General features: G+C 59.7%; 18 protein-coding genes and 2 tRNA genes. 7 read left to right on the top strand and 13 right to left on the bottom strand.

Annotated elements, in window-relative coordinates; all coding sequences use genetic code 11:
* Positions 1 to 8 precede the first annotated feature (8 nt).
* On the bottom strand, positions 9 to 143 hold the full coding sequence (locus tag DFP86_RS19750; RefSeq protein ID WP_279526896.1) for a hypothetical protein: 135 nt from the start codon (positions 141 to 143) through the stop codon (positions 9 to 11).
* Between the two features lie 423 nt (positions 144 to 566).
* Here DFP86_RS19750 and DFP86_RS10225 point away from each other — a divergent pair, with 423 nt between their 5' ends.
* The 6 genes from DFP86_RS10225 (at position 567) to DFP86_RS10200 (ending at position 6,585) form a co-directional block, all read left to right on the top strand.
* Positions 567 to 1,730: a porin gene (locus DFP86_RS10225; protein ID WP_133680817.1), complete on the top strand. Its 1,164-nt coding sequence runs from the start codon at positions 567 to 569 to the stop codon at positions 1,728 to 1,730.
* Positions 1,731 to 1,836: 106 nt separating this feature from the next.
* Complete coding sequence (gene map / locus DFP86_RS10220; RefSeq protein WP_133680815.1) at positions 1,837 to 2,631, top strand: type I methionyl aminopeptidase; 795 nt, start codon at positions 1,837 to 1,839, stop codon at positions 2,629 to 2,631.
* A gap of 299 nt (positions 2,632 to 2,930) precedes the next feature.
* Positions 2,931 to 3,551 (top strand): hypothetical protein, encoded by a 621-nt coding sequence (locus DFP86_RS19465; RefSeq protein ID WP_208108300.1) that lies wholly within the window; start codon positions 2,931 to 2,933, stop codon positions 3,549 to 3,551.
* A 101-nt stretch (positions 3,552 to 3,652) separates the two neighbouring features.
* Positions 3,653 to 4,339, top strand: coding sequence for a response regulator transcription factor (locus DFP86_RS10210; protein ID WP_133680813.1), 687 nt, complete (start codon positions 3,653 to 3,655; stop codon positions 4,337 to 4,339).
* A gap of 1 nt (position 4,340) precedes the next feature.
* On the top strand, positions 4,341 to 5,618 hold the full coding sequence (locus tag DFP86_RS10205; RefSeq protein ID WP_133680811.1) for a HAMP domain-containing sensor histidine kinase: 1,278 nt from the start codon (positions 4,341 to 4,343) through the stop codon (positions 5,616 to 5,618).
* 109 nt (positions 5,619 to 5,727) lie between these two features.
* On the top strand, positions 5,728 to 6,585 hold the full coding sequence (locus tag DFP86_RS10200; RefSeq protein WP_133680809.1) for a flagellin N-terminal helical domain-containing protein: 858 nt from the start codon (positions 5,728 to 5,730) through the stop codon (positions 6,583 to 6,585).
* Between the two features lie 89 nt (positions 6,586 to 6,674).
* On the opposite strand, the gene DFP86_RS10195 is transcribed toward DFP86_RS10200, so the two are convergent.
* Genes DFP86_RS10195 through dnaB form a run of 3 tightly spaced genes read right to left on the bottom strand, consistent with a single transcriptional unit; the run spans position 6,675 to position 9,010 of the window.
* Positions 6,675 to 7,283 carry an alpha/beta hydrolase gene (locus tag DFP86_RS10195; protein ID WP_133680807.1) on the bottom strand — a complete coding sequence of 203 codons (609 nt, stop codon included), beginning with the start codon at positions 7,281 to 7,283 and terminating at the stop codon, positions 6,675 to 6,677.
* Positions 7,283 to 7,591 (bottom strand): (2Fe-2S) ferredoxin domain-containing protein, encoded by a 309-nt coding sequence (locus tag DFP86_RS10190; RefSeq protein ID WP_133680806.1) that lies wholly within the window; start codon positions 7,589 to 7,591, stop codon positions 7,283 to 7,285. Before DFP86_RS10190 ends, DFP86_RS10195 begins: the two co-directional genes overlap by 1 nt.
* Positions 7,592 to 7,600: 9 nt before the next feature.
* Positions 7,601 to 9,010 carry a replicative DNA helicase gene (gene dnaB / locus DFP86_RS10185; RefSeq protein ID WP_133680936.1) on the bottom strand — a complete coding sequence of 470 codons (1,410 nt, stop codon included), beginning with the start codon at positions 9,008 to 9,010 and terminating at the stop codon, positions 7,601 to 7,603.
* A 205-nt stretch (positions 9,011 to 9,215) separates the two neighbouring features.
* Here dnaB and sodB point away from each other — a divergent pair, with 205 nt between their 5' ends.
* Entirely contained in the window at positions 9,216 to 9,797 is a 582-nt protein-coding gene (sodB, locus tag DFP86_RS10180) for a superoxide dismutase [Fe] (protein ID WP_133680804.1), read from the top strand.
* A 61-nt stretch (positions 9,798 to 9,858) separates the two neighbouring features.
* On the opposite strand, the gene DFP86_RS10175 is transcribed toward sodB, so the two are convergent.
* The 9 genes from DFP86_RS10175 to tig all read right to left on the bottom strand — a co-directional run bounded on the left by DFP86_RS10175 (position 9,859) and on the right by tig (position 20,129).
* Positions 9,859 to 11,433: a glycosyl hydrolase family 18 protein gene (locus DFP86_RS10175; protein ID WP_133680801.1), complete on the bottom strand. Its 1,575-nt coding sequence runs from the start codon at positions 11,431 to 11,433 to the stop codon at positions 9,859 to 9,861.
* A 215-nt stretch (positions 11,434 to 11,648) separates the two neighbouring features.
* Positions 11,649 to 13,490 carry a peptidyl-prolyl cis-trans isomerase gene (locus DFP86_RS10170; RefSeq protein ID WP_133680799.1) on the bottom strand — a complete coding sequence of 614 codons (1,842 nt, stop codon included), beginning with the start codon at positions 13,488 to 13,490 and terminating at the stop codon, positions 11,649 to 11,651.
* Positions 13,491 to 13,561: 71 nt separating this feature from the next.
* Positions 13,562 to 13,638, bottom strand: a tRNA-Asp gene (locus tag DFP86_RS10165).
* 6 nt (positions 13,639 to 13,644) lie between these two features.
* Positions 13,645 to 13,720: transfer RNA gene (locus tag DFP86_RS10160), tRNA-Val, on the bottom strand.
* A 51-nt stretch (positions 13,721 to 13,771) separates the two neighbouring features.
* Positions 13,772 to 14,041: an HU family DNA-binding protein gene (locus DFP86_RS10155; RefSeq protein WP_133680796.1), complete on the bottom strand. Its 270-nt coding sequence runs from the start codon at positions 14,039 to 14,041 to the stop codon at positions 13,772 to 13,774.
* A 177-nt stretch (positions 14,042 to 14,218) separates the two neighbouring features.
* A complete protein-coding gene (lon, locus tag DFP86_RS10150; protein ID WP_133680794.1) occupies positions 14,219 to 16,630 on the bottom strand; it encodes an endopeptidase La in 2,412 nt (803 codons plus the stop codon).
* 241 nt (positions 16,631 to 16,871) lie between these two features.
* Entirely contained in the window at positions 16,872 to 18,149 is a 1,278-nt protein-coding gene (clpX, locus tag DFP86_RS10145) for an ATP-dependent Clp protease ATP-binding subunit ClpX (protein WP_133680792.1), read from the bottom strand.
* Between the two features lie 19 nt (positions 18,150 to 18,168).
* The gene (gene clpP / locus DFP86_RS10140; protein WP_133680790.1) at positions 18,169 to 18,798 is read right to left on the bottom strand and encodes an ATP-dependent Clp endopeptidase proteolytic subunit ClpP; all 630 of its coding nucleotides are present in this window, start codon (positions 18,796 to 18,798) and stop codon (positions 18,169 to 18,171) included.
* Positions 18,799 to 18,821: 23 nt separating this feature from the next.
* Positions 18,822 to 20,129, bottom strand: a complete 1,308-nt coding sequence (gene tig, locus DFP86_RS10135) for a trigger factor (protein WP_133680788.1) — start codon at positions 20,127 to 20,129, stop codon at positions 18,822 to 18,824.
* Positions 20,130 to 20,416: the final 287 nt, after the last annotated feature.

Here is a 20,416-nt window from a genome sequence, read left to right as displayed (position 1 = left end):
ATGCCGCCTTACCACTGCAGGGTGAGGTTGAAGTGGGTGAGTTCGGCCGTCAGGTGGCCGCCGAGGTTGGCGCGTAGGCCGATGGCCGACGTCCCAAAAAGAAAACCGGCGAACAAAGGCGCCGGTAGGGTACTGCGTGTCATTGCTTTAACTTAACAAATAATAATATATCGTCACATTAAATTAAATGACCATTGAGGATCTACTCTAAAAACAAAATGACTTTGGCATTAAACGTTCGAACAAAAAGAAACACCTTCGCCAAAATAGACATTTCCCCTTACAAATCATATCGTTACATTGACAATGATTTACCATTGAATTTGCCGTCCATTTGTTCGCAACACCATCAAATGCCGTTTTTTAGCAACACCCTGCGCGCATACTGTCTCGCCATAGCGACACCCTTCACCCCCTGTCCCATTGGAAGTTGTCTCATTTATGTCGTTTGTTGTATCTGTAATGATTATGTAACAAGCATTAACAATAATCAGCCCCAACCCAGGCAGCCGACCTGGTACCCACAATCAACCACCTGACTTTTATTAGTTTAACGGGAGCTTTGCATGAACAAAAAAATCATCGCCGTTGCACTGGCTGGCGCTTTCGTCACCCCGCTGGCTATGGCCGACGTCACTCTGTACGGCGTCATCAGCGCCTCGGTTGAGGGTGTGGGCACTTCTGCCGGTTCCGGCACGGGTGTCAACCTGTACGCCAACCAAACTCGCGTGGAAGACCAGAACTCGCGCATCGGTTTCAAGGGCATGGAAGATCTGGGCAACGGCACCTCGACCATCTGGCAAGTAGAAAGCAGCCTGAAGAACTTCGAGCAAGGCGGCACCAACGACAAGGGCGAAACCGCCACGCTGGGCACCCGTAACACCTTCATCGGCCTGAGCGACAAGACGCTCGGTACCGTTCGCATGGGCTACTACGACTCCGTCTACAAGCGCTACAGCAACGTCGGCGCGGATCTCCTGCCCGATGCCACCGCATCCATCATGGGTTCGAGCGCTATTGCCGGCCGCGGCGAAGCCCGCTTGCAAAACTCGGTTCACTACGATTCTCCGGTATGGGCTGGTTTCCAAGTCGGCGCCTCCTACGGCTTTGACGAAGCCACCACGGCCACCAACAACCGCTCCCGCGTAAGCTTGGGTGCCAACTACACCAACGGCCCGCTCAAGGCTGCCGTGGCTTATGACCGCCAGGGCAGTTCGGCTCTTACGGTAACCGGCATCGGCGGCGTTGGCGGGAACAGCAGTACTGTAGGGACGACCGGCGTGGACACCAACTTCGCCCGTATCGCCGCCAGCTATAAGTTCGATTTCGGCACCATGATCGCCGCCAACTTCGAACGCGCCAGCTACGGCAATTCGGCAGGTGCCGGCAACGCCAACCTGACGCAGAACGGTTGGACCCTCACCGCCAGCCAAACCTTCGGCAATGCCACCATCGGCGTGTCCTACTCCAAGCTGGGCGATCTGAACAACGTCACCAACGGCAGCCCGGCCGACTACGACGCCAAGCAGTGGGTATTGAGCGGCACTTACAACCTGTCCAAGCAAACCCAGTTGGCAGCCTATGCAACGCGCATCACCAACAATGCCGGTCAGTTGGTGAACTTCGGCAACGACCCGTTGTACGCTGTCCCGGGCACCACCTCCCCGACCAAGCTGTCGAACGGTTCGACCCTGCACGCCATCGGCGCAGGCATCCGCTACGCGTTCTAAGATTACGCGACGCCAACGAAGTCAGATTTGTCAGGGCATCCCGATGGGATGCCCGTTTTTCTTTGACTTTGCTAGAATAACGGTTTAGTCCGACAAAGATTTCAGCATGCCTGTCACCATCAAGACCGCCGAAGATATCGAAAAAATGCGCGTCGCCTGCCGTCTGGCAGCGGAGGTGCTCGACTTCATCGCACCTTACGTCAAGCCCGGTGTCACCACCGAAGAGCTTGATCGGCTGTGCCACGATTACATGGTCAACACCCAGGGCACCATTCCGGCGCCGCTGCATTACGCCCCGGAAGGCATGACGCCCTACCCCAAGTCGATCTGCACCTCGATCAACCATGTCATCTGCCACGGCATCCCCAACGACAAGCCGTTGAAGAACGGCGAGATGCTGAATATCGACATCACGGTCATCAAGGACGGCTACCACGGCGATACCAGCCGTATGTTCTACGTCGGCGAAGTCAGCCCGCAGGCACGCCGGCTCGCCAAGATCACCTATGAATGCATGTGGCTGGGCATCGACAAGGTTCGTCCCGGCGCCCATCTCGGCGATATCGGCAGCGTCATCCAACGCCATGCCGAATCTAGCGGCTATAGCGTGGTGCAGGAATTCTGCGGCCACGGCATCGGCAAGCAATTCCACGAAGAGCCGCAGGTTCTGCATTACGGCCGCCCCGGCACCGGTCTGCTGCTGGCGCCCGGCATGATTTTCACCATCGAGCCGATGATCAACCAGGGCAAGCGCCACCTGCGCGTCCTGGCGGACGGCTGGACCGTGGTCACCAAGGATCGCAGCCTGTCGGCGCAGTGGGAGCACACCGTGCTGGTCACGGCAACCGGCTGCGAAGTGTTGACGCTATCCGACGGCGCACCGCCCAAGCCGGTGTTCTGAGCATACGGCAACAACAAAAGCGGCAAATTGCCGCTTTTTTCATTTCCGGAGCGGCAAATCTTGCCGCCCAGGCAGTAATCAGCTGGCGAACGCGCTCATTTCTCTTCAAAAAACACGCGCAGACGGGCGGCAGCCGAAATAAGTTCATTGTTCTTGCCGCTTCTTTACTTTTCTTTACCTCGCCAATACGTATTTTGACCTGCCCCTGGCCGATAAATTGCTGACAGGATCGGGCGCCCGGACCGAACAAGCGAAAACACCGGCGCGTAGATATCGTTCACAAGAGATGGGAGTTTGTCATGACCACGATTTCAGGTATCAGCAGCAGTTTGGCGACCCAGAGCACGACCAGCACCACACAGACTCGGCATATGCACCATGGCGGCAAGCCGAGCGGCAGCCCGCCGCCGGACGGCGGCCAAGGCGGCGGACTGATGCAAAGCGTGGCACAAGCGCTGAGCCAGATGGGCATCAACCTGCCGCAACCCGGCAGCGACAGCCAAAGCAGCGATAGCCAAAATAGCGACAGCAGCAGCACGACCGCCAGCAATACCAACAACGTGCGGCAGGCGATGGGCGAAATGATGCACGATCTGTTCAGTGCGATTCAGCAACAATCGTCGTCTTCTTCAAGCAGCAGTAGCAGCACCGACAATTCGCGCTACAGCGATTTCTCCAACGGTCTGCAGTCGCTGATCAATCAATTGGGCAGCGGCTCGGATAGCAGCGGAACCGATTCGCAACTGAACACCGACTTCAGCAATCTGCTGAGCGCCATCCAAGCGCAAAGCGGTAGTTCGACCACTTCCACCAGCGCTAGCAGCAGCCAGACGCTGGTCAATTTCCTGAAAAACCTGCAAGCCAATCTGGCGAACCAGACTCCGCCATCGGTCGGCGGCCTGGTCGGCACCAGCAGTTGACTCGCCTCCCCCCGGCGCATGCTCGCATGCGCCGGAACACATGCTGACGAACACAACGAAATACCGAATAATGCAATCATTCCACCCCTTCTGCGCAAACCATGCACCACGTATTACTGATTGACGACGACCAGCCGCTGACAGCCCTATTTGCCGATTTTCTGCGCCAGGAAGGCTTTCGCGTGAGCTGTCGGCACGATGGCGCCAGCGGTTGCGAACTGGCGCTACGTCAGCAGGTGGACATTGTGGTGCTGGACATCATGATGCCCGGCATGGACGGCATCGCCGTGCTGCGCGAACTGCGCGCCCAGGGCACGGTACCGGTGCTGATGCTGAGTGCGCGCGGCGATGCGGTCGACCGCATTCTAGGCCTGGAGCTCGGTGCCGACGACTATGTGGCCAAACCCTGCCCGCCGCGCGAATTGTCGGCACGCATCAAGGCCATTCTGCGTCGCACCGCCGTGTTGCAAGTCGGATCGCCGCCCGCTGCCATGGTGGTCGGCTCGCTCACGCTACAGCCGGAGCGACGCGAGGCGCGCTGGCTGGATCAGCCGCTATCGTTGACCGGCATCGAGTACAACCTGCTGGAGGTTTTGGCGCGCCATGCCGGTCGAGTGGTGAGCAAGCGCCAGCTATCGGAACAAGCACTGGGGCGGGATCTGGAACGCTTCGACCGCAGCATCGACGTGCACATCAGCAGCATCCGCCAGAAGCTGCCCAGACAGGCGGATGGCCAGTCGCGGATTCTGACGATCCGCGGCATGGGCTACCAGCTACTCAAGGATTGAGATGCGACGGCTGTTCGGCAAATTCATCCTCGCCTTCTGGCTGGCCTTCGCCGCCATTTCACTGACCGTGGCCGGCACCGCCTGGCTCATCCGCCACGAACATGCTCAATGGTTGGAGGCCTCTCGGCCACCGCCGCCAATCGGAGAACCGATCGCCGCATTGATCGAAGCCGGCCAATTAGACAGTGTGCGCATTCTGCTGAGCGCGCAGTCGTCGCACCGAGGCCCGCACTGGCGCGTGCTCGACCAACGCGGCATGTTACTGGCCGGCCCAAGCGGCGAGCGGACGGTGAGACGCGAGCAAAGCGTGACCGACCGGCAGGGCCATCGCTACCGGCTGCAATGGCTCGCCCCCGTCGACAACGGCGAGCCCCATCCGCCCGGCCCGCCGCCCGCCCCCTGGCTGATGATCGTGATCGCACTGCTCGCCAGCCTGAGCTTTAGCGCGGGCCTGGCTTGGTACATGGTCGGCCCGGTACGCGTACTGCGCCAGGCGTTGCGCGCGGTATCGAGCGGCCAGCTCGATACGCGCATCGGCGACCGCATGGGACGACGGCGCGACGAGTTGGCCGATTTGGCCGCCGATTTCGACGCGATGGCCACGCAATTGGAAAGACAGATGTCGGCACAGCAACGTCTATTGCACGACGTATCGCACGAGCTGCGCTCGCCGCTGGCCAGGCTGCAAGCCGCCATTGGTCTGATCCGCCAGAACCCGGCGCGGCTGACAGACACGCTGGCGCGGATCGAGCGCGAAACGCAACGGCTGGACGTGCTGGTCGACGAGGTGTTGACGCTGGCGCGCCTGGAGGGACGAGTCCGGCAGCCCGCCACCACCGTCGACTTGATCGAACTACTGACGCAGATCGTCGACGACGCCGAGTTCGAAGCACAGGCAACCGGCTGCACCATCCGGCTCGACGCGCCCGGAGAATTTGTGCTGACCTGCCAAGCGACCTTGCTGTATCGCTGTTTCGAGAATGTCATTCGCAACGCAGTGAAGTTCTCGCCCGCGGGCGCCACCATCGAGGTCTCGGCATGGCGGGCGGATGGCGGATTGCACGTCAGCGTACGCGACCACGGCCCAGGCGTCACCCGCGACGATCTGGCCGCCATTTTCGAACCGTTTTACCGCACCAGCGCGCGCACCGAGGATGGTTACGGGCTCGGACTGGCGATCGCGCGTCGCGCCATCGAATCGCATGGCGGCCAAATCGCTGCGCGACTACCCGACGACGGCGGTTTGCTCATCGAGCTATCCCTCCCGGGCGGCGCCTGAATTTTTCTATTTATTCATGAGTTTAAACAAAAGGCCGGCTTGATTTCACCCTACTCGGCCCCTAGACTTAAAGCCCGCAGCACCCGTTACACCGCCCAGGAGTTGGAACATGGCCTTGACCGTCAACACCAATACCGCTTCGCTCGATGCGCAGCGCGCCCATTCCCGCAACCAGCAAGCGGTCAACCAAGTGCTGGCGCAGCTCGCTTCGGGATCCCGCATCAATAGCGCCGCCGACGACCCGGCCGGGCTTGCGATTACCCAGGGGCTCACCACGCAAGTCAATGGCGACCAACAAGCCTTGACCAATGCCAACGACGGTATTTCGTTGACACAAACCGCCAGCGCCGCCTTGGGCCAAATTCAACAGAACACCCAACAAATCCAGCAATTGGCCCTCCAGGCCAGCAACGGCATCCTGTCGAATTCGGATCGCCAGGCGCTGCAGCAGCAAGTGGATCAGTTGACCCAGGCGAATTCGCAGATCGTCCAGACCACGCAATTCAACGGTACCGCGTTGCTGTCCGGCAACAATGCCACGACCTTCCAGGTCGGCCCGAACGGCACCGCCAACAATCAGATCAGCCTCAACGCCTCCGGACTGGACAATGCGCCGGCCAGTGGCGGACTCAACGGCTATAACGCCAATCTGGCCGCAACGCACACCATCGACATCAGCACTCAGGCCAACGCCCTCAATGCCACCAGTCAGTTGACGCAGGATCTGAACACGCTCAGCAACACCCAGGCGACGGTCGGCGCGACGCAGAACAGTTTTTCCGCCACGATCAACAACCTGGCCAATACCTCGCTCAACACCCAGGAAGCCAGGAGCCGCATCAGCGACACCGATTTCGCCGCCGCCACGGCTGCGCTGGCACAGAATCAGATTCTGGCCGGCGCCAATATCGCCACGCTGTCGCAAGCCAATGTCTCGCAAAGCGCGGCGCTCACCTTGCTACGCTGATGCGCTATCGATAAACAAAAACGCCCGGGCGTCGACCGGGCGTTTTTTTGTGGGAATGGCGGGGATTCTCGGCTGAAGCCGCGATGTACTTAGAACCGCTGCCGGATGAAATTGGCCAATTCGACCAGCCGCCCGTGGAAGAAATGCCCCACGCCGGGGAACACCGTCACCGGCAGATTCTGCGGTCGCGCCCACTCCAGTACATCGGCGAGCGGCACCACTTCATCCTGCTCGCCATGGATCACCAGCGTGCCGGCCGGCACCTCTGGCGTCGGCTCCCGGTACTTGCCGACGGCAACGCCGATGAGCAGCAGCTTCTCGGCATCGATGCGTTGGCGCGTCCGGGCGGCGACGAAGCCGCCGAACGAGAAACCCGCCAGCACCAGCGGCAAGTCGCCATGGTCGGCACGCGCCCGCTCCACCACCGCCAAAACATCGTCGACTTCGCCCGCGCCATGATCGTGCGTGCCTTGGCTGGCACCCACGCCGCGCAAATTCGGGCAATAGCAGGCATAGCCCAGTTGCGACAGCGCCTTGGCGGCGGTCTGTACCACTTTATTGGTGTTCGTGCCGCCCTGTAACGGATTGGGGTGGCAGATCACCGCGACGCCGCGGCATTCGCCCTCGGCCTGAAGAAACAAAGTGTCGAGCTCGCCGACCGGGCCGTCCACCGTGAGGGGTTGCGTCGCCTTAGCCATTAGATTTTCAGCCTTTCCACCGGCTTTCCGGCCACCAAGTGGGACTCGACGATCTCATCGATATCCTGCTCGTCAACAAAGGTGTACCAAGTTTCTTGCGGGTAGACCACCATCACCGGGCCATGAGCGCAGCGTCCCAGGCAACCGGCCTTATTAACCCGCACCTGCCCCTCGCCGGATAAACCGAGCGCCTTCACTTGGTCTTTCATATAGCCGAGCAACCGGCTTGCGCCATGGCTGTTGCAGCAGATCTCGCCGCCTTCGCGCTGGTTGCAGCAGATGAATACGTGCTGTTGATAGTAACTCATGTCGATTGCTTACCCGTCGCTATCCGCCCAGCCGGAAGCGCCATGCAGGGCGGCGTTCTCGAATTTCGCGTACTGGCCGACAAAGGCCAGCCGCACCGTGCCGGTCGGGCCGTTACGGTGCTTGCCGATGATAGCTTCGGCCAGCCCCTTGTCCGGCGAATCCGGATTGTAGTACTCGTCTCGGTACATAAAGAGAATGATGTCGGCATCCTGCTCGATGGCGCCGGATTCGCGCAAGTCGGACATCATTGGCCGCTTGTTCGGCCGCTGCTCGACGCTACGCGACAACTGCGACAGGGCAATCAGCGGCACTTTGAGCTCCTTGGCCAGGCCCTTCATGCTGCGCGAGATTTCCCCCAACTCCGATGCGCGGTTTTCGCCGTTACGACCCGAGCCGCTCATCAACTGCAGGTAGTCGATAACGATCAAGCCCAACTCGCCGCCATGTTGCCGCGCCAGGCGCCGCGCACGCGCACGCACCTCCAGCGCGGTCAACGCCGGTGTTTCGTCGATATACATCGGCGCCTCGGACAACTTGCCGATGGCGAAGGTCAGTTTCTGCCAGTCTTCGTCGCCCAGGCGGCCGGTTCGCAGGATATGCTGATCCAATCGACCGACCGACCCCAACATACGCATCACCAGTTGGGTGCCGCCCATTTCCATGGAGAACACCGCCACGGGTTTACGCACTTCCACGGCCACATGCTCGGCGATGTTCATCGAGAACGCGGTCTTCCCCATCGACGGACGGCCGGCGACGATCACCAAGTCGCCGGGCTGCAAGCCGGAGGTGCGGGCATCCAGGTCGACGAAGCCGGTCGGCACGCCCGTGACTTCATCCGGGTTATCCCGGCTATAGAGCATATCGATGCGTTCGACCACTTCCTTCAGAAGCCCCGGCATCTCCAGGAAGCCCTGCTTGGACTTGGCCGTACTCTCGGCGATTTTGAATACCTTGCCCTCGGCCTCGTCGAGCAGCTGCGCCACGTCGCGGCCCTGCGGGTTATAGGCCGACTCGGCGATCTCGGCGCCGACAGCCGCCAGTTGGCGCATGACCGAGCGTTCGCGCACGATCTCGGCATAGCGACGAATGTTGGCGGCCGACGGCGTGTTCTGTGCCAGCGAGGCGATATAGGCCAGTCCGCCCACGTCGCCCAGCTCGGCACTCTTGTCCAAGCTCTCGGCCACGGTCACCACGTCGGCCGGGCGCGACTGTTCGACCAGCCGCGCGACGTGCTGGTAGATCAGGCGATGATTGTGTCGGTAGAAGTCGGCATCCGAGACAATGTCGGCGATCTTGTCCCAGGCCGAATTGTCCAACAACAGGCCGCCCAGCACCGACTGCTCGGCTTCCATGGAATGCGGCGGCGTGCGAATGCTTAGCGCCGCCTCTTCATACGATTCGTTCTGCTCGCTCATCTGTGCTTGATGCATTTTCGGACTAAACGCCAATTCTATCAGCTTTATGACCTGCCACCGCAGATGCCGCTCATGATCGACAGATCTTTCGATAGCAGAAACAAATCCCAACGATATTAGTCAACTATTGGCATGTCATCGCCGCTTACAGTAAACTTGTGGCACAAGTAAAAGGTTGGCTAATTGCAACAAATAGGAGAACACGATGGAACACAAATTGCCGGATCTGCCGTATGCACTGGACGCCCTGGCTCCCGCCATTTCCAAAGAAACCCTCGAGTTTCATTATGGCAAGCATCATCAGACCTACATCACCAATTTGAACAATCTCGTCAAGGGCACCGAATTCGAGCAGGCCTCGCTGGAAGAAATCGTCAAGAAGTCGTCCGGCGGCATCTTCAACAACGCGGCCCAAGTTTGGAACCACACCTTCTACTGGTTCGGCCTGTCGCCCAATGGCGGCGGCGAGCCGAGCGGCGCACTGGCCGATGCCATCAAGGCCAAGTGGGGCTCGTTCGAAGAGTTCAAGAAGGCTTTCACCCAAACCGCCATCGGCACCTTCGGTTCCGGCTGGGCCTGGCTCGTCAAGAATCCGGACGGTTCGCTCGATCTGGTTTCCACCAGCAACGCCGCCACGCCGCTGACCACCGACAAGAAGCCGGTGCTGACCTGTGACGTCTGGGAGCATGCTTACTACATCGACTACCGCAACAGCCGCCCGAACTACCTGGACGCGTTCTGGAAGTTGGTGAACTGGGACTTCGCCGCCAAGAATTTCGGCGCCTGATCCCGGCTCCGCCCCACAAAAAACGCCACGACTCGTGGCGTTTTTTGCTTGCTGGCCTCGCTCAGGGCCGAGACACCGGCTTGTGTTTCAACTTGCGCGTCGAATCGGCACGCACCTCTGCACTGGTCTTCAACAACGTGGCCTGCGCGTCGTCGCCATCGAGCGACCAGCTGAACACGCCGCCCAGCTGCTGCTGGCGCACGAAGTCCAATTTGCCGCGCATCGTCGCCTGATCGTCGTAGCTCCAAAACTCGCTACCGTCGTAGGTCCACATCTGCTTGGCCACCGTACTGAAGTAGTGCTTGGCGGCACGTGTGCTGAGCACCCGGTAATCCTCCACGCCGTCCTCGTAGGTACCCTTTGCCGGGCCGGTGGCCACTTGGAACAGGCCATCGCCGCGCGCACCGGCCGCCACGCCAGTCCAGCCTCGGCCATAGAACGGCAGACCGACGTTGATCTTGGCGCGCGGCATGCCGGCATTCACCAGTGTTTGCACCGCATCCGCCACGTTGTAGTACTGCGCATCGCCGGTGACCGGTGCGGCAGGGTCGCGATAGAGGTTGCTATGCCAATTGGTCGGGCCGCTACTTTCCCAGCCGCCATGGAAATCATACGTCATGACATTGACCCAATCGAGATAGCGGCTATAGGCGCCCGGCTCGGTATTGCGAATTTTATCGACTCCCGATCCGATGGCGGCCGTCAGATAGTAGCGGCGCTTGTTCTGGCTGCTGAGCCCATCCAACTGCCGGCGGAACTCTGCCAGCAACAAGGTGAAGTTTTGCCGGTCGTTCGGGTCGACGGTATTCGTCGGCAAGCCACCGCCGCCAGGATATTCCCAGTCGATATCGATCCCGTCGAAGACGCCAAGCGCCACCCCCGAACCGCCCGCATCTTCACCCTTCGGCAGATTGCCGCGCAGATAGAGATCGATACACGAGCTCACCAGCGCCTGCCGGCCGGCATCGGTGGCGGCAAATTTGCCGAAATTCTTCGACCAGGTCCAGCCGCCGAGCGAGATCAGCACTTTCAGCCCGGAGTTGGCCAACTTGAGCTTACGCAGTTGGTTGAAGTTGCCGCGCAGCGGGTCGTTCCAGGCATCGCCCTGGCCGTCGACCGACTCGGAGGCCGCAAAGGGGCGCTGGTAGTCCGCCCAGGCATCGCCGCCATCGCCATTGCCGTTTTCGGCTCGCGTCACCATACCGCATTTGCCGTCGGCGTATACATTGCCAAATGCGTAATTCAGAAAAGTCAGCGCCTTATCGCCGCCGGCGTGGACCAGGTCCGAAACCTTGTAATTGCGCTGGTAGATGCCCCATTGCGCGAAATAGCTGCCGACATGGCGGCCGACCGTGGGCGTTGGCTCGGGCGGCACGCCGCCGTGGTGATCGGGGTCGTCCGGCTGACACGACGATGCCGGCTGCACTTTCCACGGCCCCCATTGCGAGGCTCCGGGCGCTTCGCCCTGTGTCCACCAGTCGGCGCGCCAGGCTTTGCCGCCATAAGTGGCGTAATCGCCGCCGTTGTACGCTTGCGCACTCTGCCAGGGATTGCAAGTCGGCAGGGCCCAGGCAGCCTGACTGAGCCAAAATAGCCCGACCATGGCGCCGATGGCACCATACTTTGCTAGACGCATATTGTGTTCTCCTGAACGGGAATACCATCCGGTACCGACCGGATAGCCGATGCAACACCATCAATGACCTTGTCATGTGGTATTACATTGGTATCAGAATTGAACACCCAGGCAGAAATGCAAGCCGCCAGTGCCTCGCGCTGACAATTCGGTCAGGCGAGACACTGGCGGCTGAATGGCAAGGAGCAAGGCCTAAAGACCTTGCCTAAAGCGATTTACTCGTCGGACGTCTGATTGAGCTTTTGCTTGCCGCCGAGAACCGGGTACTTGGTTCGCAGCCACTGCAGATAGCCCGTGATTTGGGCATTGGCGTTCATGTTATCGACAATGCCGGACAGTTGCGCGTGCTGTTCGGGCGTCAAGGCCGGAGCCGGCTTGATCGACTCGACACGGTAGATCACATATTCGCCGGTTGCGCGTTTCAGGCCGGCATAGGTCGGCAGCTTGGCGGTGCCCAGGGCGAAGATCGCCTGCAGATCCGCCAGCGGCAGCCCGAGGTTCTGCTGACGCGACAATTCGCGCGGCTGGGTCCACTGTCCCGCAGCCGGTTTGCCGGCCTTCAGGTCGGCCAACAGCGCCTGGCCCTTGGCCGTAGCCAGCTTGGCGCCATCGGTGGCGATCAATTGCATCTTGATGGCATCGCGCACTTCGTCGAGCTTCAACTGATGCGCCGGCTGATGATCGGTCACGCGGATCACGGCAGTGGCATTGTTGCCCAGATCGATCGGCTCGCTATTGTGCTTCTTGACCAACACATCGTTGCTGAACGCGGCGGCGAGCACCTTCGGGTTCGACAGGATAGGATCGTTGCCCGTGGCCGTGCGTGCCACCCAGCCGGACTGTTGCGGCACCAGCTTGAGCGCATCTTGTACGCCCTTGAGCGAATCGCCCTGCTGATACGCCACTTCCGTCAAGGTATCGCTTTGCGAACGGTACAGCGCGCCGGCCTTCTGCAGCCTCACTTGCTGCGCCACCTGATCCTTGACCGCATCGAAGCCGGGTTGTTTGACCTCGTCGAGCCGGATGATATGGAAACCGAACTCGCTACGCACCACTTCGCTGATCTGGCCCGGCTTCATCTGGAACACCACGTCGTCGAATGCCTTGACCATGGTGCCGCGAGCAAAGAAGCCCAGATCGCCGCCCTTGGTCGCGGAGCCCGGATCCTGCGAGCGCGTACGCGCCACTTGATCGAAGCTCGACGGATTGGCGCGAACCTGCTTGAGAATGGCGGCGGCCTCGGTCTTGATGCGCGCAACCTCCGCCGGCGCGGCACCTTGCGGCACGGTCAGCAGGATATGCGACGCACGGCGCTGCTCTTGACCGAAATCGGCTAGATGCTGCTGATAAAACTTGCGCAGCTCGTCGTCGCCGACGCTGAGGTTTTGCGCCAATTGCGCTTGCGACAGCACGACGTAGGACAGCTTAACCGCCTCCGGCGCCTTGAACTTGTCGGCGTTGGCCTTGTAATACGCCGCGATAGTGGCATCGTCGAGTTTCACTTGCGAAGCAAAAGCCGGCGGCGTCAGTACCATCGCGCTGACCACCCGGCTCTCGCCGAGCATCTGGCCAAGCCGATCGACCAGCGCGCGCGAGGAGATCTGCCCGGCGGCGAACGGCCCCATCTGGCTTTGCACCAGAAGATCGCGACCGATGCGTTCCTCGAACTGCGGGCCGGTCATCTGGCGCTTGTCGAGGAAGGCTTTGTATTTGTCGAGACTGAACTGTCCGTTATCCTGAAAGGCCGGAATCGAGGCAATTGCCTGCTGCAATTGCATCGGCGCCACATGCAGGCCATTCGATTCGGTTTCGTTCAGGATCAAATTTCGCTGAATCAACCCTTCGAGGGCGCGCTGCTTGGCGGCGGCGTCGACCGGCTGGCCGTCCAGTTCGCGATCGATGTCGCGCAAGGCAATATTGATTTTGCCGACCTTGACCAGGTAAGGATCTTCCGCCACAGAGCTGTAGCTGCTGACGCCGAACCCGACGAACGTCAGGGCGACCAGGCCGAGAATGACCTGGATAACGACTTTATTGTTCTCGACGAACTTGAACATGGCGACCTAACTAGTTAGCGTTAGAAAAAGAAAAAGGTGAACGTTGGAGCGCGTTCACCTTTTGTGTCTTCTGGCGGAGCGGACGGGACTCGAACCCGCGACCCCCGGCGTGACAGGCCGGTATTCTAACCAACTGAACTACCGCTCCGGATTCTGGTGGGCGTTGACGGAGTCGAACCGCCGACATTCTGCTTGTAAGGCAGACGCTCTACCAACTGAGCTAAACGCCCGGTGTTCCCGCCCCACGGGGCGAGACACCACCCTTGTACAAAGGGTTCAGATTATAGCGCGTCTTTCAGTGCCTTGCCAGCACGGAACTTCGGGGAACGAGCAGCAGCGATCTTGATGGTTGCGCCGGTCTTCGGATTACGGCCACTGCGTTCAGCACGCTCGCCAACGTAGAAGGTACCAAAACCAACCAACGTTACGGTGTCACCCTTCTTCATCGCATCGGTCACGGAAGCAATCATACCGTCGAGCGCTTTGGCTGCCGCAGCTTTCGAAATCTCGGCTTTATCGGCGATAGCATCAATCAATTCAGACTTGTTCACGTAAGTCCCCTTTCGTCATTCTCGGTCTACGTAGGTAGTTTAAATAAAAACCGCAAGCTTTATAACAAGTCGCAAATCCTTGTGTCAAGCGGCTTTCGGAGCATTCTGCCATTTAGCACAACGCGAAGGAAGCCCTTTCCCCCTTGCTTTTACAAGGATTTGCTAAACACCTGTTTTTTAATGCGTCATAACCGACACACTTTTGCCAGAATCGCCCGTAGAAAGGACTTCCTCGGACTTTTCTTCCTCCGACAGCGGCTCAGGCTGCCGCTCAAGTGCCAGAGTCAGCACCTCATCGATCCACTTCACCGGATGGATTTCGAGCTTGCTCTTGATGTTAGCAGGGATTTCCGCCATGTCTTTGACATTTCCCTGCGGGATCAAAACATGCTTGATGCCACCACGCAAAGCGGCCAGTAGTTTTTCCTTCAAACCACCGATCGGCAACACCTCGCCGCGCAGGGTGATTTCCCCGGTCATCGCAACATCCGCGCGCACCGGGATGCCGGTCAACACCGAAACGATCGCCGTGGTCATCGCGCCGCCGGCACTCGGACCGTCCTTGGGTGTCGCGCCTTCCGGCACGTGAATGTGCATGTCCAACTTCTCGTAGAAGTCGCGCTTGATGCCCAGGCTCGCCGCGCGGCTACGCACCACGCTCATGGCGGCGGTGATCGACTCCTGCATGACCTCGCCCAATTGCCCGGTGCGAATGATGTTGCCCTTGCCCGGCAACGCCACCGCCTCGATGGTCAGGAGTTCGCCACCCACCTCGGTCCAGGCGAGGCCGGTCACCTGACCGATACGATTTTCTTCTTCGGCCAGGCCGAAATCGAAGCGCCGCACGCCCAGGTATTTACCCAGATTACGGGCGCTGACCGTCACCTTGTCGCCGCCCTTCTTGAGCAAGTGGCCGGTGACCACCTTGCGGCAGATGCGCGCCACTTCGCGATCCAGGCTCCGCACCCCCGCTTCGCGAGTGTAATAGCGCACGATATCTCGCAGCGCCGACTCCTGGATCACCAGTTCGTCGTCCTGCACGCCATTCGCCTTGACCTGCTTGGGCACCAGATAGCGCTGGGCGATATTGACCTTCTCGTCCTCGGTATACCCCGCCAAACGGATGATTTCCATACGGTCGAGCAAGGCCGGCGGAATATTCAGCGAATTGGCGGTCGCTACGAACATCACATCCGACAGATCGTATTCGACCTCGGCATAGTGATCGACGAACGAGTGGTTTTGCTCGGGATCCAGCACCTCCAACAAGGCAGAGGCCGGGTCGCCGCGGAAGTCCGCCCCCAGCTTATCGACTTCATCAAGCAGGAATAGCGGGTTCTTCACGCCGACCTTGGTCATGTTCTGCAGCACCTTGCCCGGCATCGAGCCGATATAAGTGCGGCGATGACCGCGGATTTCCGACTCGTCATGCACGCCACCCAGCGCCATGCGCACGAATTTGCGACCGGTCGCGCGGGCCAGCGACTGCCCAAGCGAGGTCTTACCCACCCCGGGCGGCCCAACCAAGCACAGGATCGGCGCCTTGAGCTTATCGACGCGCTGTTGCACCGACAAATACTCGAGAATGCGTTCCTTGACCTTTTCCAAGCCAAAGTGATCTTCGTCCAACACCGACTCGGCATTGGCGACATCCTTGTTGATCTTGGTCTTTTTCTTCCAGGGCAGATCCAGCAGCGTATCGATGTAATTACGCACCACCGTCGCCTCGGCCGACATCGGCGACATCATGCCGAGCTTCTTCAGTTCGGACAGCGCCTTCTCGCGCCCTTCCTTGCTCATGCCGGCGGCGCGGATTTTCTTCTCCAGCTCCTCGAAGTCGCCGGCCTCATCCATCTCGCCCAGCTCTTTCTGGATGGCCTTGACCTGCTCGTTCAGGTAGTACTCGCGCTGGCTCTTCTCCATCTGCCGCTTGACGCGGCCACGGATGCGACGCTCGACCTGCAGAATGTCGATTTCGCTTTCCAACTGCGACAGCAGGTGCTCCAGCCGCGCCTTGACGTCGAACATCTCCAGCACTTCCTGCTTCTGCTCCAGCTTGAGCGGCAGGTGCGCGACGATGGTATCGGCCAGGCGGCCGGCCTTCTCGATGCCCGCCAGCGAAGACAGGATTTCCGGCGGAATCTTTTTGTTCAGCTTGACGTATTGCTCGAATTGAGCGAGCAGCGCTCGGCGCATGGCTTCGGTTTCGGTGCCGTCGTCATCTTCGATCGGCAGCGGCATCACCGTGCAGACGTAACATCCGCCGTCTTCGCGCACATCCTTGATGCGGGCGCGTTGCCGGCCTTCCACCAGCACTTTGACGGTGCCGTCCGGCAACTTGAGCATCTGCAGCACGGTCGCCACCGTACCGACACTGTAGAGATCCTCGGGCGAAGGCTCGTCCTTCGAGGCCGAACGTTGCGCGACCAGCAGGATGTGTTTGCCTTCATCCATGGCGGTTTCCAGGGCGCAGATCGATTTGCTGCGACCTACAAACAAGGGGATGACCATATGTGGAGAGACCACCACGTCGCGCAACGGCAATAGCGGCAACACGGCTTCTTCCAGGAGTTCTGTGGCTTGTGACATATCACCAGACCTTGTTCTGATATTCTTGCAGGAAAGATGGGGCAAGGAGACTAAATATCAACCACCCCATACTAAATCAGTTTCTTGACACAGAGAATAAAAAAAATCGTTGAGTAACCGACCGGCACGGGCATTCTCGTCAAGCCCGAAAGAGAACAGCCCAGCAGGTTTGACACCTACTGGGCTATAGAGATAAAACCGCCCGCCATACTTCATCGGCGGAGCCGGCGTTGGCGAAAACTCAAGCCGATTGAGCCGTGTCGTCCGCTTCGCGATAGATGAACAGCGGACGCTCGCCTTTTTCGATCACCTTCTCGTCCACCACGACCTTCTCGACATCGGTCATCGACGGCAGATCGTACATGGTATCGAGCAAGGCACGCTCCAGGATGGAGCGCAGACCTCGGGCACCGGTCTTGCGAGCCAGCGCCTGTTTGGCGGTAACGCGCAACGCCGACGGGCGCACTTCCAGCTCCACGCCTTCCATCGAGAACAGCTTCTGGTATTGCTTGACCAGCGCGTTCTTCGGCATGGTCAGAATCGTGACCAGCGCTTCTTCGTCCAGCTCTTCCAGCGTCGCGGCCACCGGCAGACGGCCGATCAACTCCGGAATCAAGCCGAATTTGATCAGATCTTCCGGCTCGACTTCCTTGAACAGCGAGGAAACGTCGCGGTTATCGTCGGTCGACTTCAGTTCGGCGCCGAAGCCGATGCCACCCTTTTCCGAACGGCGACGGATGATCTTTTCCAGCCCGTCGAACGCGCCGCCGCAGATAAACAGGATATTGGTGGTGTCGACCTGGATGAACTCCTGGTTCGGATGCTTGCGACCGCCTTGCGGCGGAATCGAAGCCACCGTGCCCTCGATCAACTTGAGCAAGGCCTGTTGCACACCCTCGCCCGACACGTCGCGCGTAATCGACGGGTTCTCCGACTTGCGGGAAATCTTGTCGATTTCGTCGATGTACACGATGCCGCGCTGCGCCTTTTCGACGTCGTAATCGCATTTCTGCAGCAGCTTCTGGATGATGTGCTCGACATCCTCGCCCACGTAACCGGCCTCGGTCAGCGTGGTGGCGTCGGCAATCACGAACGGCACGTCGAGTAGACGAGCCAGCGACTGCGCCAGCAGCGTCTTGCCCGAACCGGTCGGACCGATCAGCAGAATATTGCTCTTGGAGAGCTCGACATCCTCGGCGCCGGCGGTCTGGGTGTACAGACGCTTATAGTGGTTGTACACCGCCACCGACAAGGTCTTCTTGGCCAGATCCTGACCGATGATGTACTGGTCGAGGCTTTCGCGAATTTCCTGCGGCGTCGGCAACTTGTGCTCGTCGCCCGGCGCGGCCCCCACCTGCGCGCCCTGAGCAAGCTCCTCGCGGATGATGTCGTTGCACAGTTCGACGCACTCGTTGCAGATGAATACCTGCGGTCCGGCGATCAGTCGCTGGACCTCGTGCTGGCTCTTTCCGCAGAAAGAGCAATACAGCAGTTTTTCGTTGCTATTCTTGTCAGCCATCTAAACGTGTCCGTACCGGTTAAACCCTGATGCTCTCACGACGCGTGGACAAAACCTTGTCGATCAGACCATAGGCCTGAGCCTCGTCGGCCGACATGAAATTGTCGCGTTCGGTATCGTGCTGCACCTTCTCCACCGTCTGACCAGCATGCTTGGCCATCAGCTCGTTCATGCGCGCCTTCACCTTCAACAGCTCGCGTGCATGGATTTCGATATCGGTCGCCTGACCGCTCAGACCGCCGATCAGCGGCTGATGAATCATGACGCGGCTATTAGGCAGTGCAAACCGCTTGCCCTCGGCGCCCGCTGCGAGCAGGAACGCCCCCATACTGGCCGCTTGGCCGACACATAGCGTCGACACGTCTGGCTTGATGAAATTCATCGTGTCGTAAATCGACATACCGGCGGTAATCGACCCGCCCGGCGAGTTGATGTACAGGGAAATATCCTTATCAGGATTTTCCGACTCGAGGAACAACAACTGTGCCACGACCAGATTGGCCGATTCGTCGGTGACCGGACCCACCAGGAACACGATCCGTTCCTTCAAAAGGCGCGAGTAGATATCGTAGGCGCGCTCGCCACGACCACTCTGCTCGACCACCATGGGCACCAAGCCCAACCCCTTCGGTTCCATCATCGACATCATCGGCCATCTCCGGTTATTGATTATCAGGCTTGGCTACCCATTAGTTCGTCGAAAGCCAGCGCCTTCTCCACAACATTGGCACGACCCAGGACAAATTCAACCACGTTGTCTTCGATAACCATCGAAGTCGGGCCGTCCAGACGTTCCGGGCTGGCGAAGTACCAATTGATCACTTCTTCCGGATCCTCGTAGCTTTCGGCGAACTCGGCCACCAGCGCCTTGACCTGTTCCGGCTTGGCGTCGAGCTTGTTGACTGCCACCAACTCGGAGATGATCAGACCCAGCGATACGCGACGACGCGCCTGTTCGTCGAACAGTTCGGCCGGGAACGGCAGATCCTTGACCTTCATGCCGCGCGCTTCCAGATCCTGGCGAGCCTTGTCTTGCAGGCGGCCGACTTCGAGCTCGACCAGTGCCTTCGGCAGTTCGACCGAGGTCACGTCCAGCAGCGCCTGCATGACGTTTTCCTTGGCGCGGGCTTGCAGACGACGCTTCACTTCGCGCTCGACGTTCTTCTTGATCTCGTCGCGCATCTTGGTCACGTCGCCATCGGCCACGCCCAGGAGCTTGGCGAATTCGGCATCCACTTCCGGCAGCACGGCTTCGGCCACGTTCTTCAGCGTCAGTTCGAACGAAGCGGTCTTACCGGCCACGTCCTTGCCGTGATAGTCCTCGGGGAACTTGACTTCGACGGTCTTGACTTCGTCTTCCTTCATGCCGCGCACGCCGGTTTCGAAGTCGGCCAGCATCTGGCCTTGGCCCAGCACGAACGGGAAGTTCTCGGACGAACCGCCATCGAACAGCACGCCGTCGATCGAGCCCTTGAAATCGATGATCACGCGATCGCCGTCGCGGGCTTCGCGTTCGACGCGCACGTAGCGGGTGCGTTGCTTGCGCAGGATATCGACGGTCTTGTCGATTTCGGCGTCGGTCACCGGGGTAACCGGCTTTTCGACTTCCTTGCCGGCCAGTTCGCCCAGCGCCACTTCCGGATAGATCTCGAACGTGGCGGCGAACTTGAAGCTACCCGGCTCGGACTGATCCAGTTGCGGTTCGAAACGCGGATAGCCGGCCACGCGCAGCTTCTGCTCGCTCACGGCGCGGTAGAAACCCTGCTGAACCTGTTCGCCCAGCACCTCTTCGCGGATTTGCGGGCCGTAGTTCATTTCGACGATCTTCATCGGCGCCTTACCCGGGCGGAAACCCTGGATCTTGGCGTTGCGTGCCGCACGCTTCAGGCGCTCGGTCACTTGCGCGTCGATGGCATCCATCGGCAGCGCGATATTCATACGGCGCTCGAGGCTGCCCAACGTTTCCAACTGTACTTGCATGTCAAATCCTAACTGTGTACGAGTTTAGTCAACCGAGACACAAGCCGCACCGGGTCGAACGGCATGGACACGTTCACCGGCGGGCACTGCGCTCAAATCTCGCCAGCCACAAACAATTGCGGCAGCTACCACGAAAACCGGCAGTATACCATGGCTAGCGACAGGAAAGCAGCACACCCCTCGCAAGCCAGCGCCACCACCCCCATGACATCGCATCATGAAATTTAGCTGCCAATTTTGATTTTTGATGCAATAATCAAATCACACATTTCGCAACGATTCAATCC

This window comes from Paludibacterium purpuratum (genome assembly GCF_004363805.1).
GTDB classification, from domain to species: Bacteria; Pseudomonadota; Gammaproteobacteria; order Burkholderiales; family Chromobacteriaceae; genus Paludibacterium; species Paludibacterium purpuratum.
The sequence above is the reverse complement of the archived record's forward strand: the minus strand, read 5'-3'. Positions and strand labels throughout refer to the sequence as shown.

What these genes read in the sequence shown, in the direction of transcription:
- DFP86_RS19750 (WP_279526896.1), bottom strand. Translation starts at nt 143, where the DNA reads ATGACACGCAGTACCCTACCGGCGCCTTTGTTCGCCGGTTTTCTTTTT.
- DFP86_RS10225 (WP_133680817.1), top strand. Translation starts at nt 567, where the DNA reads ATGAACAAAAAAATCATCGCCGTTGCACTGGCTGGCGCTTTCGTCACC.
- map (WP_133680815.1), top strand. Translation starts at nt 1,837, where the DNA reads ATGCCTGTCACCATCAAGACCGCCGAAGATATCGAAAAAATGCGCGTC.
- DFP86_RS19465 (WP_208108300.1), top strand. Translation starts at nt 2,931, where the DNA reads ATGACCACGATTTCAGGTATCAGCAGCAGTTTGGCGACCCAGAGCACG.
- DFP86_RS10210 (WP_133680813.1), top strand. Translation starts at nt 3,653, where the DNA reads ATGCACCACGTATTACTGATTGACGACGACCAGCCGCTGACAGCCCTA.
- DFP86_RS10205 (WP_133680811.1), top strand. Translation starts at nt 4,341, where the DNA reads ATGCGACGGCTGTTCGGCAAATTCATCCTCGCCTTCTGGCTGGCCTTC.
- DFP86_RS10200 (WP_133680809.1), top strand. Translation starts at nt 5,728, where the DNA reads ATGGCCTTGACCGTCAACACCAATACCGCTTCGCTCGATGCGCAGCGC.
- DFP86_RS10195 (WP_133680807.1), bottom strand. Translation starts at nt 7,283, where the DNA reads ATGGCTAAGGCGACGCAACCCCTCACGGTGGACGGCCCGGTCGGCGAG.
- DFP86_RS10190 (WP_133680806.1), bottom strand. Translation starts at nt 7,591, where the DNA reads ATGAGTTACTATCAACAGCACGTATTCATCTGCTGCAACCAGCGCGAA.
- dnaB (WP_133680936.1), bottom strand. Translation starts at nt 9,010, where the DNA reads ATGAGCGAGCAGAACGAATCGTATGAAGAGGCGGCGCTAAGCATTCGC.
- sodB (WP_133680804.1), top strand. Translation starts at nt 9,216, where the DNA reads ATGGAACACAAATTGCCGGATCTGCCGTATGCACTGGACGCCCTGGCT.
- DFP86_RS10175 (WP_133680801.1), bottom strand. Translation starts at nt 11,433, where the DNA reads ATGCGTCTAGCAAAGTATGGTGCCATCGGCGCCATGGTCGGGCTATTT.
- DFP86_RS10170 (WP_133680799.1), bottom strand. Translation starts at nt 13,490, where the DNA reads ATGTTCAAGTTCGTCGAGAACAATAAAGTCGTTATCCAGGTCATTCTC.
- lon (WP_133680794.1), bottom strand. Translation starts at nt 16,630, where the DNA reads ATGTCACAAGCCACAGAACTCCTGGAAGAAGCCGTGTTGCCGCTATTG.
- clpX (WP_133680792.1), bottom strand. Translation starts at nt 18,149, where the DNA reads ATGGCTGACAAGAATAGCAACGAAAAACTGCTGTATTGCTCTTTCTGC.
- clpP (WP_133680790.1), bottom strand. Translation starts at nt 18,798, where the DNA reads ATGATGTCGATGATGGAACCGAAGGGGTTGGGCTTGGTGCCCATGGTG.
- tig (WP_133680788.1), bottom strand. Translation starts at nt 20,129, where the DNA reads ATGCAAGTACAGTTGGAAACGTTGGGCAGCCTCGAGCGCCGTATGAAT.